This is a genomic window from Candidatus Palauibacter irciniicola, from assembly GCF_965208695.1.
GTDB classification, from domain to species: Bacteria; Gemmatimonadota; Gemmatimonadetes; order Palauibacterales; family Palauibacteraceae; genus Palauibacter; species Palauibacter irciniicola.
This window is the reverse complement of sequence record NZ_OZ242352.1, coordinates 3,272,955-3,287,272: the sequence shown is the minus strand read 5'-3', so window position 1 is coordinate 3,287,272 and position 14,318 is coordinate 3,272,955. Positions and strand designations below refer to the sequence as shown.

The window sequence follows — 14,318 nt, the reverse complement described above, 5'->3', positions numbered from 1 at the left end:
TCGACCGGACCCGGAAGCTCGGTGCGACGGACGCGGGCGGCAACAACCCGCGTGGTTGACCCGGTCCCGGCAGCGTGGGAGCTTCGGCCTCCATGGAGACGCTCGACGCCGGATACGCGGCCGGGAGGCCCTCCTTTTCGGAGGAAGCGGCGGCGCGGCTCGTCCGGACGCACTGGGGTGTGGACGGGACGGCCCGCGAATGCGCCAGCGAGCGGGACCGGGTGTTCGAAGTCTCCGAGGGGAGCGCGGAGGGAAGCCCCGGCGGCTCCGGGGTCCGCGGATACCTGAAGGTTTCGAACCTGCTCGAAGACCGCGCCGTCCTCGAGGAGGAAGCGGCCCTGCTGGCGGCGCTCTCGGAGTCCCAGGCCTGCTTCGCGCTTCCGCACTGGCGCCCCGCCGGGAAGGGCGAGGAGGCCGGCGCGGACGCATCGGCGGGCGGGCGTCTAGTCGAACACGCGATCGGCGGGCGCACTCACTTCGCGCGGTTCCTGGAGCCGGTCCCGGGCATTCCGCTGGACGGCTTCCGGCCGCACGGACCCGAACTGCGCCGACAGATCGGGCGGCTCGCCGCGATCCTCGATCGTTCTTCGTCGCAGCTGGCGGGCGCGGACCGCCCGATGATCTGGGACCTGCGCCGCGCCGCCTCGCTCATCGCGGAGAACCTGGGCGCGATCCGGGATCCGGGCCGGCGCGAAGTCGTCGCCCGGATTCTCGAGCGGCACGCGGCGGTTGTGCGGCCACGGGCAGGCGAGTTGCGCGAGAGCCTGATCTACAACGACGCGAACCCGGCCAACATCCACGTCGATCCGGGGCGGATGAAGGGCGGCGCGCCCCACCTCGTGGGCGTCGTGGACTTCGGCGACACGGTCCGTTCGTGGACGGTGGCGAACCTCGCCGTGGCCTGTGCCTACGCCGGGTTCGCGACGCGCGATCCGGTGGCCGCCTTCTGCGACGTGACGCGGGGGTACGTGGCGGAGCATGAGGTCGTGGAGGCGGAAGCGGATGTCCTCTACGAACTGGCGCGGCTGCGGCTCGCGCTGAGCGTGACCATCTCGTCCGTCCGTGGCGCCCAGGAGCCGGACAACGAGTACCTGCTCGTGAGCCAGGCACCGGCCTGGGAGGTGCTCGAGCGGCTGGACGCGACACCGCCGAACCTGGGGCGCTACCGGCTGCGGGAGGCCTGCGGGCACGCGCCCTGTGCCTCGACGGCCCGGGTCATCGCGGCGCTCGAACGCGCCGCCCGGGGCGCCGCGCCGGTGCTCGACCCCGATCCGCGCACCGCGCCCATCGTCACGCTCGACCTGAGCGTCGAGTCGGGGGACGACGGCGGGACGTTCGATCCGACGGATCATTCCGCGTTCTCGCAACGGCTGTTCGACGAGATGCGGGACGCGGGGGCGGCGGTCGGCATCGGCCGCTACGACGAGGTGCGATGGTGGTACACGGGCGACGCCTTCCGCGCGCCGGCGAACGAGATGGACGAGTGGCGGACGGTTCACCTCGGGGTCGACCTGTTCGCGGAGCCGGGGACACCCGTGCTCGCGCCGCTCGGGGGCCGCGTCGTGTCCGTGCGCGACAATGCCGACCGCCTGGACTACGGCCCCACGATCATCCTCGAGCACGAACTGGAGGACGCGGCCGGAGAGGCGGATGAGCCTGTCCGCGTTCGGACGCTGTTCGGGCACCTGTCGCCCGAATCCTTACCGAACCTGGCGCCCGGAGAGGTCGTGGAGGCGGGCCGGACGATCGGCTGGATCGGGGCCCCGCCGGACAACGGCGACTGGGCCCCGCACCTTCACTTCCAGATCCTCCTCGATCCCCTGGGGTACGAAGGAACCTTCCCGGGCGTCGCCGCGCCGAGCGCCCGCGGCGTCTGGACGGCGGTGAGCCCCGACCCCAACCACCTGCTTCGACTGCCGGGGGAGGCCGCGGCGCCGCGACCGCGCAGCCACGCCGCCCTGGTCGAGGACCGCGACCGGCGGCTCGGCCCTTCGCTGAGCCTCTCGTACCAGCGACCGCTCCACATCGTCCGCGGCCGGGGTGCCCGGCTCTACGACATCGACGGCCAGCCCTTCCTCGACTGCGTGAACAACGTCGCGCACGTGGGACACTCGCACCCGCGCGTGAACGAGGCGGCGCGCCGGCAGATGACCGCGCTCAACACGAACACGCGCTATCTGCACGAGACCATCCTCGAATACACGGAGCGGCTGGCGGCCCTCTTCCCGGCCCCGCTCGACGTGTGCTTCCTCGTGTGCTCCGGCACCGAGGCCAACGAACTCGCCCTGCGCATGGCGCGCACGCACACCGGCAAGGTGGGCGCGGTCGTCCTCGACGGGGCGTACCACGGGAACTCGAGTTCGGTCGTCAACCTGAGCCCCTACAAGTTCAACGGCCCCGGCGGGAAAGGGCTCCGGCCCTGGGTCCGGATGGCGCCGATGCCGGACCTGTTCCGGGGCATCCACCGCGGGCCGGAACGCGAGGTGGCACCCCTGTACGCGGCACACGTCGGCGAGGCGGCGCGGGCGCTCGAGACGGAGCCCACCTGGTTCGAGGACCGCCCGCCCGGGGCGGCCGCCTTCTTCCACGAGTCGATCCTCAGTTGCGGCGGCCAGATCCCGCTCCCGGCCGGATACCTCGCGGCTTCCTACGCGGCGGCCCGCGAGCAGGGCGCCGTATGCGTGGCCGACGAGGTGCAGGTCGGTTTCGGCCGCGTGGGGTCGCACTTCTGGGCCTTCGAGGAGCACGGCGTCGTCCCCGACATCGTCACCCTCGGCAAGCCGATCGGGAACGGCCACCCGCTCGCCGCGGTCATCACGACGCGCGACATCGCCGAGTCCTTCGCCAACGGGATGGAGTACTTCAACACCTACGGCGGGAATCCCGTCTCCTGCGCCATCGGCCTCGCCGTCCTCGACGTGATCGAGGACGAGGGACTGCGGCAGAACGCCGCCATCGTCGGCAAGCGTCTACTCGCCGGCCTGGAACACCTCCGGGACCGTCACGCCCCGGTCGGGGACGCCCGCGGCCGCGGTCTGTTCACCGGCATCGAGTTCGTGCGGGAGGGCGACGACCTCGAACCGGCCGCCGACCTCGCCGACGCCGCCGTCCAGCGGATGCGCGACAAGGGGATCCTGCTCAGCACGGACGGCCCGGATCACAACGTGATCAAGATGAAGCCCCCACTCGTCTTCTCCGAAGCCGACGCCGACCTCCTGATCTCGGGTCTCGACGAAGTCCTCTCGGAAACCGCCTTCCTGCCCTGACGCGCTCCGGCTACGACTCGCCCTGGCTGGCGGCGGCGTTCGTCGTCGTGCGTGCCCCAGCGCTCGAACCACTTCCGCAGGATGAGTTGCGTGCGCAGGAAGTTGGACGGCAGGCGCGACGTGCCGTGCCACTCGCCCTGGAACTGGACCATCGCGGTCGGCTTGTTCTGCGCCTTGAGCGCCTGGTAGAACTGCTCCGTCTGCGACATCGGCGTGCGCAGGTCGAGGACGCCCGTCATCAGCATCGTCGGCGTCGTGACGTTGCCCACGTAGGTGATCGGCGAGCGGCGGATGTGCTCGCTCGGGTCCACCCAGGGGAACTCCTGGAAGTCCGCGTACCAGCGCAGGTAGTTGCCGTCGACCTCGTTGGGGAAGTTGAACCAGTTCACGACCGGACAGTTCGCCGACGCGGCCCGGAAGCGGTCCGTGTGCCCCACGACCCATGATGTGAGCACGCCGCCGCCCGAGCACCCGTAGACGAACATGTTGCTGTCGTCCACGTAGCCGCGGGAGATGACCTCGTCCACGCTCGACATCAGGTCGTCGAAGTCGTGGTTCGGATAGTCGTACTGGATCGCGTTCCCGAACTCCGTCCCGTAGCCGGAACTTCCGCGCGGGTTCGTATAGAGGACCACATAGCCGTTCGCGGCGTGCTCCTGCCACGAGAAGTTGAACCCGCCGTTGTACATGCCGTGCGGGCCGCCGTGAATCACCAGAATGAGCGGATACTGCCGCGACGCGTCGAAGTCCGGGGGCTTGATGACCCAGCCGTGAATCGCGAGGCCGTCATGGGATGACTCGCTCCAGACCTGTTCCACTTCGCCCAGAGTCACGCCCGCGAGCACGTCGGCGTTCACATCCGTCAGCCTCGTGCGCCGATCGGGCCGGTCGACGGGGAAGGCGTAGATGTCGCCGGGTTCGTGCGCGTCCCCCCACATCCCGACGGCCATGCCGCCGTCGCTCACATCGTTGACGCCGAACATCTGCGGGCCCTCGCTCATCGCCCGCACGTCGCCGTCCACCGACGCGTAGTGGATGTTGCGATAGCCGTCCGCGGAGGCGTCGAAGTAGACGCCCCCTCCGTCCGGGGCCCAGTGCAGCGCCCCGGGGCTGCGGTCCATCTCGGCCGTCAGGGCGCGCGGGTTCGATCCGTCCGCGTTCATCACGTATACGGCGGACTCGATGTAGTCGAAGGTCGTCGTGTCGTGTCCCACGTAGGCGATCATGCGCCCGTCCGGCGAGGGCACCGGCCGGTTGTCCGGGCCCTTGCGCGTCGTGACCTGGCTCAGTTCGCCGGACTCGGCGTCGAGCCGATAGATCTCGGTCTCCTGCCACCGGTATTCCGCGTCCTCGATGATGAGACTGCTGAACAGGAGCGACTGTCCGTCCGGCTCCCACGTCGGGACGCCGAAGTTGTAGTCGCCCTCGGTGAGCTGGCGCGCCGTACCGCCTTCGGCGGGGACGACGAAGATGTGCTGGTACTTGTCGCCCAGAAAACCGATGCGGTCCTGCCGATACACGAGGCGCTCGATGATCCGGGGCCCCGGCGTCCACGTCGCCCCCTCCGGCTGGGGGAGCGAGATGGACCAGTGGCGCGCCGTGGGCTGCTCCGCCCCCACGCGCATCGTGAAGGAGAAGCGCGTCCCGTCGGGAGACCAGGCGATATTCGAAGGACTGTCCGTGAGCCGCGTCACCTGGGACACGGCGCCCTCGGCATCCATCCAGCGCACGAAGATCTGCGTGTTCCCCTCGTCGTCGGGCGCGAGGAACGCGAGCCGGCTGCCGTCGGGAGACCAGCGCGGCGAGGACCCGTCGACGAGGTGGCGGGGACGGCTGCCGTCCGGGTTCACGATCCAGATCGAGGACTCCCACGCGTCGTTCATCTTGTCGACCCACAGACGCTCGTATACCACGGCGCCGCCATCCGGCGAGATCCGGGGATCCTGGACCCGCTCCCAGTCGAGCCAGGATTCCAGCGCCAGCGCGCCGTTCGCTTCCTGGGCGACCAGCGCCGAGCCGGGGATCGGGACGCTGCAGAGCACGCCAAGGGCGCAGAGCGCTACGAGGGTGACGGGATTCGGGAAGGGGGCGCGGCGGGAAAGGGGGGCGCGCGTGTCCATGGGTACCTCCTGGTGTGATGGGCGCGGGGCCTTTCGAAACATGGGATGCGCCACGCCGCGTGCATAGACCGCGCGGCGGCACGGGCCCTATGTTGGATTCTTGAACGACCGCGGCTGCCGCGCGGGATGCGGCGGCCCACAAGCCGGGAGGTTTCCGTGACGACCCGCTCGCCCACCGACGCGACCCGCCTGCCCGACCGCCGACGATTCCTCAAGCGCGCCGCGGCGGGAGCCGCCCTCGCGGCGACTCCGGCCTGGACACGGGCGCCGTCCAGGCCCGGCCTCAGCCCGGCGGAACTGGCGGCACGGCGAGACTTCATGGGGACGGAGGACGAGTCCTTCTGGGAGATGGTGAAGTCCCAGTTCCCGCTCCGGCCCGGCCTCATCCTGGTGAACGCGGCGAATCTCTGCCCTTCGCCCTGGCCGGTGCAGGAAGCCGTATTCGCGTACACGCGCGACATCGACCGGGACGCCTCGTTCCACAACCGGGCCAAGTTCAACGCGCTCGCCGACAAGTCCGTCGAGGCGCTCGCGCGGCTGCTCGGCGCTTCGCCCGAGGAGATCGTGATCACCCGCAACACCTCCGAGAGCAACAACACCGTCATCAACGGGCTCACGCTGGGCGCGGGAGACGAGGTCGTGCTGTGGGACCAGAACCATCCCACGAACAACGTGGCCTGGGACGTCCGGGCCGACCGCTGGGGCTACAAGGTGATCCGCGTGACGACGCCGCCCGTGCCCGAGACGGAGGACGAGCTGATCGACGCCTTCGTGAGCGCCTTCACCGACCGCACGCGCGTCCTCGCGGTCACGCAGATCTCGAACATCTCGGGAGTCGAGCTGCCGGCGCGGCGCCTGTGCCGAATCGCGCGCGACCGCGGCATCTACGTGCACATGGACGGGGCCCAGAGCTTCGGCGCGGTGAAAGTCGACCTGCACGACATGGGCTGCGACTCGTACACGGGGAGCGCCCACAAGTGGTTCTGCGGGCCGAAGGAAGCCGGCGTCCTCTATGTCCGGGCCGAGCGCGTGGCGGAGTTGTGGCCGAGCGACGTCGGCGTGGGCTGGGAGGGCGCGGTCGCGGGAGGCGGAGCCGACAAGTTCGGCACGTACGGCCAGCGGGACGACGCCGCGGTGGCGGGCATGGGGACGACGGTGGACTTCCACGAGGCGATCGGGGCCGCGGCGATCGAGGCCCGCATGCGCGCCCTCGCGACCGGGCTCAAGGCGGCGATCCGCGAGCGCATCCCCGGCGTGAAGTTCCACACGTCCGACGTACCCGGCCTCGGCGGAGGCGTAGTCATCGCCGAACTGGGGGTCGACGATCACAGCGAGATCTACAACCGGATCTACGAGGAGCACGGCGTCGCGGGAGCGCTCCGCAGGGGTGTGTTCCCGGGCATCCGCCTCTGCCCCCACATGTACAACACGATGGCGGAGATGGAGCAGATCGCCGACGCGCTCGCCCGATCGACCTAGTCCCGCCGGACGACGTCAGGCCAATCGCAGCCCGAAGGGCTCAAAGCGTCGAAAGTCCTTTACGTTCACTGTGGCGATCTGCGCTCCTTCCCCGAGCGCGGTGGCCGCGACCATGCAGTCGAGCAGCGACCCCCGTCGCCGCCCCGAATCGTTGAACAGACGAGCGGCCAGGGCGGCTTCTCCAGGCGTGAATTCGGTAGGCGGACCGATCAGGTCAGCCGCGAGCGCAAGCGTGGAGGGAACCAGCGGACCGCAGAGGAACTCCGTCCAGGCCACGGCGCTCATGCCCAGGACCTCGCCGTCGGAGATCCATCTTCTCAACACCGGTCGTGGATCAAGATGACGGGAGAGGGGTCTGCTAGAGTTCGTTGCGGTTCTTCGCCCAGACCGCGTAGTGGCAGGCGCGGGCGGTGAGGGCCATGTAGGTGAGGGACGGGTTCTGGCAGGCGGATGAGGACATGGCCGCGCCATCGATCACGAACAGGTTCGGCGCGTCCCACGCCTGGTTGTAGCCGTTGAGGACGGAGGTCGCCGGATCCCGCCCCATCCTCGCCGTCCCCATCTCGTGGATCGTGAGGCCCGGCGCGGTGAGATCCGTGAGCAACTCGACGTCGACTCCGCCCCCGGCCTCCAGCATTTCGGCGGCGCGGTCCGCGCTGTCCCGCATCATCCGGCGCTCGTTGTCGCTCCACTCGCAGTGGATGCGGAGGGCCGGGATTCCCCACGCATCGACCCGCTCCGGGTCGAGTTCGATGTAGTTCTCCTCGCGCGGGAGGCACTCGCCGAAGGCGCCGAGTTCGAACTCCCACACGCCGGGCTCGGTGAGCCGGCGCTTGTAGTCGGCCCCGAAGCCCGGCATGTCGAGGCCGCGGCTCCAGCCCTGCCGCGTGGACCAGCCCTGGTAGCCGTAGCCCCGGATGAAGTCCGGCGACGGCTCCGTCACGTTCCGGAAGCGGGGGATGTAGATCCCGTTCGGACGCTGGCCGGTGTAGCCGTGGTTCTCCCAGCCGGGGAACTTCGCCTTCGCCCCGGTGCTCATCGTGTGGTCCATGAGATAGCGGCCGAGGACCCCGCTGGAGTTCGCGAGCCCGTCCGGGAAGTCGGCGGACGTCGAATGGAGGAGGATGCGGGTCGACTCCAGCGCCGAGGCGCCGAGCATCACGATCTCCCCGTGGAACTCCAGGTCCTCTCCCGTCTGCCGGTCGATGACGCGCACGCCCGTGACCCGGCCGCGGGCGGGGTCCCAGATCACGCTGTGCGCGACGCTGTCCGGGCGCAGCGTCATGCGCCCGGTGGCTTCGGCGGCGGGGAGGGTGGCGCTGAGCGAACTGAAGTAGCTCCGGGTGCGGCAGCCGCGGTGGCAGGGGCCGCAGTAGTGGCACGCGCTGCGCCCCTTGTGGTCGCGGGTGAGGACGGCGGTGCGCCCGATCGTCATCATCCGCGTGTCGCCGAAGTCGCGCGCGATCGCCTCCCTCACCGCGTTCTCGACGCAGGTCATCTCCATGGGCGGCAGGAAGACGCCGTCCGGCAGCTGGGGGAGTCCTTCGGGGCGGCCGCTGATGCCGGCGAAGGCCTCGACGTGGCTGTACCACGGGGCGAGGTCCGCGTAGCGGATCGGCCAGTCGACCCCGATCCCGTCGCGCGCGTTGGCCTCGAAGTCGAGATCGCTGAGACGGTAGGACTGGCGCGCCCACATGATCGAGCGTCCGCCGACCTGGCGGCCCCGGATCCACAGGAAGGGCTTCTCGTCGGGGGTCGTGTACGGGTTCTCGATGTCGTTGACGAAGAACTTCCGGCCCATCTCGTCGCAGGCGTAGCACTCGCGCTGCACGGGCTGCTCGGCGGCGAGCGCCTTGCGGTCGTTCCAGCCGCGGTACGGCATGCGGTACGGGGGCACGTGCTCGGTGTAGTCCCGCTCCGGGACGATCATGGGCCCCGCCTCGAGCACGAGCGTGCGGAGGCCGAGTTCGGTGAGTTCCTTCGCGGCCCAGCCGCCGGTGATCCCCGACCCGACGACGATCGCGTCCCACACCTCCTGCCGGCTCACGGCTGCTCTCCGGAGCGGCTCTGCCGGCTGCGCCGTGCGCCCGGCCGGCCTTCGCCGGTGCCGTACTGGTCGAGGATCACGCACCCCTCGAAGGCGCCGGGGATGATCCGGTATCCCAGCGAGCGCAGGCCGGGCTGCGACGTGAAGTAGCCGGCGAGCGTAAAGCGCTTCATGTCGTAGAAGAAGGTCTGCGTCTCGTCGATCCCGGGATCCCGGCGGCGGCGGTCGAGGTCCTCGTCCAGCCGCGCCACGAGTTCGGTCTGCTGAGCCCCCGTGCAGTCGGCGAAGTCGGCGCCGTGGGCCGCCCGGGCGAGGGGATCCACCTCGTCCAGGCCGGCGAGGAAACGGTCGCGGTCCGGCGCGTCCAGCCAACCGGTCAGGAGGGCATCGACGAATGCGGTAACGCCCGCCTCGCTCGCGCCGGGCGTGTCGGTCCGGGGGATGATGACCTCGGCGAGCGCCGTTACCGTCCGCGCCTGCGCGGGCGTGAGCGTCGCGGGCGGCGCGCCGCCGACCGGGCCGGCCACCGACCGGATGCGCTGCCCGAGCGCCAGGGCCTCCGCCACCGCGCTCCCCGGCGCCAGCAGCGGCGCGCCCGCGGCCACGCCCATGATCTCGAGAGCCCTGCGCCGTCTCACAGTCGTTCCTCCCGGCCCGCATCGACGCGCGCGGACGGCGGAGGCGCCGCCGCGCCCCGCCAACATAGGCCCGGCAGCCCGCGGCAAAAGCCCCGCGGCGTTCGAGCAGCGGTTCGACGCCGGCCGGGGCGGGCGACATATTGCGCGCATGGACAGACGGAGATTCGTACAGAACTCGCTCGGCGCCGGCCTCCTCCTCGCCGGTGCCGGACGCGCGGCGCCCGCCGCGGCCCGGACCCTTCCCGGGGCCCGGACGCTCCCCGAGGCGTGGGGGCTCCAACTCTACACGGTGCGCTCGCTGATGGCGCGCGATGTCGAGCGGACGCTGGCGTCCGTCGCGCGCATCGGCTACGGCGAGGTGGAGTTCGCCGGCTACTTCGGCCGCTCGCCGGCCGAGATCCGGACCGCGCTCGAAGCGGAAGGCCTCACCGCCCCCGCGGCCCACCTGTCGCTCGAGGAACTCCGGTCCAGCTTCGACGAGGCCGCCGCCGCGGCCGCCGAGATCGGACACCGGTACCTCGTCCTCCCCTACCTCGCGGGCCCCGAGCGGCCGGGAAACGACGGAGCCACGGGAACGGCCCTCGTGGACGGATACCGGCGGCTCGCGGACGAGTTCAACGGGCTCGGGGCGCGCTGCCGGGAGGCCGGGCTCGTGTTCGCCTATCACAACCACGACTTCGAGCTCGAAGAGGTGGACGGTCTCCGCCTGCTCGACGTGATGATCGAGAACACGGACCCCGAACTCGTCACCTACGAGGTCGACTTCTACTGGCTCGTGCACGGCGGCGCCGACCCGTTCGACTACATCAGCCGGTATCCCGGCCGCTTCGACCTCTGCCACGTGAAGGACCGCACGACAGATGGCGAGATGGCGGACGTGGGCGCGGGCGTCATCGACTTCGCGGCGATCTTCGAGCGTTCGGACGAGGCGGGGCTCATCCACTACTTCGTCGAGCACGACGCGCCCGCCGACCCGATGGGGTCGGTGCGCGCGAGCTACGAGCACCTCAACGCGCTCGATGGCTGATCCGGCCCCACCCCGCAACCGGAAGCCGGTCAGCCGCCGCGACGCCCTGCGCGCGACGGGTGCCGCCTCGCTCGGTCTGCTCGTCGGCGGCACGGCGAACCCCGCATCGGCGCTCGCCGACGGGCCACGAGCGCCGGGTCGCAGCGCCCGCCGGTCCGCCAACGCCATCACGCAGTCCGTGGCGCGCTGGTGCTTCGAGGAGATTCCCCTCGTCCCCTTCTGCCGGGGCGTGGCCGACATGGGCCTCACCGCGATGGACCTGCTCACGGTCGAGGAATGGCCCGTCGCGAACGACCACGGTCTCACGGTCTCGTGCGGCGACGTGGCGGCCGGGACGATCGAGGACGGCCTCAACGAGACGAAGAACCACGCCGGCATCATCGAGGCCTTCGAGCGCCACATTCCGCACGCCGCGCGCGTCTCGGTCCCCAACGTGATCTGCTTCTTCGGCAACCGCCGCGGGATGGAGAACGGCGTCGGGATCGAGAACTCCATCCGCTGCCTCGAGGCGTGCGCCCCGATCGCCGAATCCGAGGGCGTCACGATCCTCGTCGAAGTCCTCAACTCGAAGCCCGGCGGACACGTCGACTACATCGGCGACCGCATGGACTACGCGCTCGAGGTCATTCGGGCCGTCGACTCGCCGCGCGTGAAGATCCTCTACGACGTCTATCACATGCAGATCATGGAGGGGGACATCATCCGCACGCTGACGGATGCGAGCCCCTGGATCGGCCACTACCACACCGGCGGCGTCCCCGGGCGCGCCGAGATCGACGACACGCAGGAGCTGAACTATCCCCCGATCGTGCGGGCCATCGCCGACACGGGCTTCGAGGGCTTCATGGCCCACGAGTTCATCCCGCGGAGCGGCGATCCCCTGCGATCGCTGCGCGAAGCCGTGGAGCTGTGCGCCGTCTGAACCCCCGCTAGCCGGCCGCGGCCACCTCCGCCTGAGCGGCGTCGGGCCTCCGGGCCAGGGCCGCCTGCTTCCTTCCCAGCCACAGCGCGATCAGCAGCCACAGTCCGGCGAGCGGGACCATGGTCAGCGCCAGCGCGGAGCTTCCCATCCCCAGCGCGCGCAGTCCCGCGAAGGACCACACCCCGATCTGGTCGCCCGCCCGGTAGACGAACAGGTCGTTGAAGTTCTTGGCCTTGTACTTGTCCCGGCGCGGAAGGACGGTGTAGAGCACCTCCCGCGTCGGCACCGCGAGCGCGAAGTTCCCCGCCCTCCGCAGCACCTGGAACACGACGAACACCGCGAAGACGGGCGCCGCCCCGAGCGCGAGGAAGCCGAGGACGCTGAGCACGGGCAGGATGCCGAGCGCGAGGCGCACGCCGAGCCACTTCAGGATGCGACCCGTCAGGAAGAGCTGGGTGAAGAGCGTGAGGATGTTCACCGAGAGGTCGATGCGCGCGAAGACCGAGGTCCGCTCCGCCCCGGTGGCGAAGGTACGCGAGACGATGTCCGCCTGGATGTTGTAGAGGAAGGTGGAACCGATCGTGAACAGCAGCATGAAGGCGCCGATTCCGAGGAGGTAGGGCGACGCGAGCACCCGCCGGATCCCCTCCAGCGCCGTGCCTCCGATCACATCGCCCGCCTCGCCGCCGCCACCCGAACCTTCTACCGCCGCCGCGCGGGTCGCACAGCGCGAGTCGAGCGCCTTGAGGCAGACGACCGCGCCCTCGAGCAGCAGCACCGAGAACAGGAGGAGCGTCGCGGGCGACAGGAACCCCACCAGAAAGGCCGTGATCGCGGACCCGACGATCCCCCCCACGGTGCCGCCGACTCCGATGAGGCCGAACAGGCGGCGGCTCTGGCGCTCCCGGAAGATGTCGGTCATGAACGACCAGAAGACGGAGACCACGAACAGGTTGAAGACGCTGATCCAGACGAAGAAGGTCCGGCCGATCCATACGGAAGCGTCGCCGTCGGTCACGACCCTCAGCAGCACGAAGTAGACCAGCAGGTTCAGCATGAAGAAGCGGTACGTGAGGGTCACGAACCGCCGGCGGGTCCACCGTGACACGACCGCGGCGAAGATCGGGTGCACGAGAAGCATGGCCGTCAGCGTACCCGTGAAGAGCCAGGGGATGTTCTCGACCCCGCCCGCGACGGCCATCTCCTCGCGGATGGGCCGGATCACGTAGTACGCCGACAGGATGAAGAAGAAGTAGAGGGCCGACAGGAGCACGAGCCCCGCCTCTCCCGGGCGGGCGCCCGTCAGCCGTGCGGCAAACGTGCGCCGCTCGCTCTCCGGAGGCGGGGTCATGCGTGGCTCTGCTTGCCGGTCGATGGAAAAAGGGATTCTCTTCAGAAGATCCCGGAACCTAACGGTGAGAGCGAACGTGGCCAGCTTCCTGCAATCTGTCGTCGGCGCCGCCCGGCGGATCCTTAACATGCGGCGGGGCGAATTCAGTCTCGCGGTACTGTCCGCGCTCTTCTTCTTCCTCGTCCTCTGCGGCTACTTCTTCCTCCGTCCCGTGCGCGAGGCGATGGGGGTGGCCCGCGGGATGGACGACCTGCGCTGGCTCTTCGCCGTGACTTCGGTGGCCTCCCTGTTCGCCGTCCTCGTATTCGGGGGCGTCGTGGCGCGGACGAATCGCCGGCGTTTCATCCCGATCGCGTACCTGTTCGTGATCGCCTGTCTGATCGGCTTTGCGACGCTGCTGATCCAGGACGTGCGGTCGGGCGGCGGCCTCATCGGCACCGACGCGGAGACCGGTCTCGCGCGCGGCGTCGGCTACACTTTCTACGTGTGGCTGAGCGTCATCAACCTCTTCTCGACCAGCGTATTCTGGTCCTTCATGGTCGACGTGTTCGACGTCGATCAGGGGAAGCGGATGTTCCCCTTCATCGGGATCGGGGGCACGCTGGGCGCACTGATCGGGGGGCGCGGCGCGAGCTTCGTCAGCGGACTCACCGAGAGTCCCTACCTGCCCGCCGGCCTCATGCTGATCGGGGCCGGCTGCTTCGCGCTCGCGATCGCCGTCATGCTGATCCTCGACCGGAGGGCCGGGGCATCGGACCTCTCCCGGCTCGGCGCGGGCCCGGCGGGCGGACCGACGGCGGCGGAAACCGGCCCCCGGCGGCGAGGCGATGGGGGCACGCGGATCGGAGGCGGGGCGCTGGAGGGGCTGCGCGCCGTGTTCACCTCGCCCTACCTGCTCGGCGTCGGCCTCTGGGTCGTGTTCATGGCGATCTCCAACACCCTGATCTACTTCACCCAGGCGAACGTCATCCTCGAGGCCACGGACACGTTCAGCCAGCGCGTGGGGAGCTTCGCCGACTTCGACTCGCTGGCGCAGTTCGGAACCCTGCTGACGCAGATCTTCATCACGACCCACCTGATCCGGAAACTGGGCGTCGGGTGGACGCTGGCCATCCTGCCGCTCGTCACCGTGCTCGGATTCGTCGTGCTCGCCGTGTGGCCGATCTACGGGGTGATGATGATCTTCCAGGCCGTCCACCGGGCGACGCGGTACGCGATCTCGCGGCCGTCGCGCGAGACGCTGTTCTCGGTCGTGCCGCCCGCGGAGAAGTACAAGGGGAAGCCGATCGTCGACGTCTTCCTGTACCGGGGCGGCGACCTCGCGGGCGCCGGCATCGACAGCCTGTTCGCGATGCTCGGCCTGACACTGGCGTGGGTCGCGATGTCCACGGCGCCGCTGGCCGGGATGTGGATCGTCCTCTCCATCGCGCTCGGACGGGCCCAGGCACGGCGCGTGGCTTCCTGAGCC

Annotated in this window: 10 protein-coding genes; 5 read left to right on the top strand and 5 right to left on the bottom strand. The window is 70.1% G+C overall.

The features are described 5' to 3' along the window. Nucleotides 1-92: 92 nt before the first annotated feature. The gene (locus ACOGI9_RS14175) at nt 93-3,266 is read left to right on the top strand and encodes an aminotransferase class III-fold pyridoxal phosphate-dependent enzyme (RefSeq protein ID WP_419857758.1); all 3,174 of its coding nucleotides are present in this window, start codon (nt 93-95) and stop codon (nt 3,264-3,266) included. On the opposite strand, the gene ACOGI9_RS14170 is transcribed toward ACOGI9_RS14175, so the two are convergent. After that, nucleotides 3,158-5,386, bottom strand: a complete 2,229-nt coding sequence (locus ACOGI9_RS14170; protein ID WP_419857757.1) for a S9 family peptidase — start codon at nt 5,384-5,386, stop codon at nt 3,158-3,160. The genes ACOGI9_RS14175 and ACOGI9_RS14170 overlap by 109 nt on opposite strands. A 156-nt stretch (nt 5,387-5,542) precedes the next feature. On the opposite strand from ACOGI9_RS14170, the gene ACOGI9_RS14165 reads away from it, so the two are divergent. Next, nucleotides 5,543-6,865: an aminotransferase class V-fold PLP-dependent enzyme gene (locus ACOGI9_RS14165; protein WP_419857756.1), complete on the top strand. Its 1,323-nt coding sequence runs from the start codon at nt 5,543-5,545 to the stop codon at nt 6,863-6,865. A gap of 15 nt (nt 6,866-6,880) precedes the next feature. On the opposite strand, the gene ACOGI9_RS14160 is transcribed toward ACOGI9_RS14165, so the two are convergent. Genes ACOGI9_RS14160 through ACOGI9_RS14150 form a run of 3 tightly spaced genes read right to left on the bottom strand, consistent with a single transcriptional unit; the run spans nt 6,881 to nt 9,550 of the window. Further along, nucleotides 6,881-7,189 carry a PIN domain-containing protein gene (locus ACOGI9_RS14160; protein ID WP_419857755.1) on the bottom strand — a complete coding sequence of 103 codons (309 nt, stop codon included), beginning with the start codon at nt 7,187-7,189 and terminating at the stop codon, nt 6,881-6,883. A gap of 34 nt (nt 7,190-7,223) precedes the next feature. Beyond that, complete coding sequence (locus ACOGI9_RS14155) at nt 7,224-8,912, bottom strand: GMC oxidoreductase (RefSeq protein WP_419857754.1); 1,689 nt, start codon at nt 8,910-8,912, stop codon at nt 7,224-7,226. Then, nucleotides 8,909-9,550 carry a gluconate 2-dehydrogenase subunit 3 family protein gene (locus tag ACOGI9_RS14150; protein ID WP_419857753.1) on the bottom strand — a complete coding sequence of 214 codons (642 nt, stop codon included), beginning with the start codon at nt 9,548-9,550 and terminating at the stop codon, nt 8,909-8,911. Before ACOGI9_RS14150 ends, ACOGI9_RS14155 begins: the two co-directional genes overlap by 4 nt. Before the next feature lie 148 nt (nt 9,551-9,698). Between ACOGI9_RS14150 and ACOGI9_RS14145 the strand changes: the two genes are divergently transcribed. Continuing rightward, nucleotides 9,699-10,577, top strand: a complete 879-nt coding sequence (locus ACOGI9_RS14145) for a sugar phosphate isomerase/epimerase family protein (RefSeq protein WP_419857752.1) — start codon at nt 9,699-9,701, stop codon at nt 10,575-10,577. Next, a complete protein-coding gene (locus tag ACOGI9_RS14140) occupies nt 10,570-11,499 on the top strand; it encodes a hydroxypyruvate isomerase family protein (RefSeq protein WP_419857751.1) in 930 nt (309 codons plus the stop codon). The genes ACOGI9_RS14145 and ACOGI9_RS14140 overlap by 8 nt, the downstream gene beginning before the upstream one ends. Before the next feature lie 7 nt (nt 11,500-11,506). On the opposite strand, the gene ACOGI9_RS14135 is transcribed toward ACOGI9_RS14140, so the two are convergent. After that, nucleotides 11,507-12,850, bottom strand: coding sequence for an NTP/NDP exchange transporter (locus ACOGI9_RS14135; RefSeq protein ID WP_419857750.1), 1,344 nt, complete (start codon nt 12,848-12,850; stop codon nt 11,507-11,509). A 64-nt stretch (nt 12,851-12,914) separates the two neighbouring features. Here ACOGI9_RS14135 and ACOGI9_RS14130 point away from each other — a divergent pair, with 64 nt between their 5' ends. Beyond that, complete coding sequence (locus ACOGI9_RS14130) at nt 12,915-14,315, top strand: NTP/NDP exchange transporter (protein WP_419857749.1); 1,401 nt, start codon at nt 12,915-12,917, stop codon at nt 14,313-14,315. The last annotated feature ends 3 nt before the right edge of the window (nt 14,316-14,318 follow it).

Coding starts and splice junctions, on each gene's coding strand:
- ACOGI9_RS14175 (WP_419857758.1), top strand. CDS start 93: ATGGAGACGCTCGACGCCGGATACGCGGCCGGGAGGCCCTCCTTTTCG.
- ACOGI9_RS14170 (WP_419857757.1), bottom strand. CDS start 5,386: ATGGACACGCGCGCCCCCCTTTCCCGCCGCGCCCCCTTCCCGAATCCC.
- ACOGI9_RS14145 (WP_419857752.1), top strand. CDS start 9,699: ATGGACAGACGGAGATTCGTACAGAACTCGCTCGGCGCCGGCCTCCTC.
- ACOGI9_RS14140 (WP_419857751.1), top strand. CDS start 10,570: ATGGCTGATCCGGCCCCACCCCGCAACCGGAAGCCGGTCAGCCGCCGC.
- ACOGI9_RS14135 (WP_419857750.1), bottom strand. CDS start 12,850: ATGACCCCGCCTCCGGAGAGCGAGCGGCGCACGTTTGCCGCACGGCTG.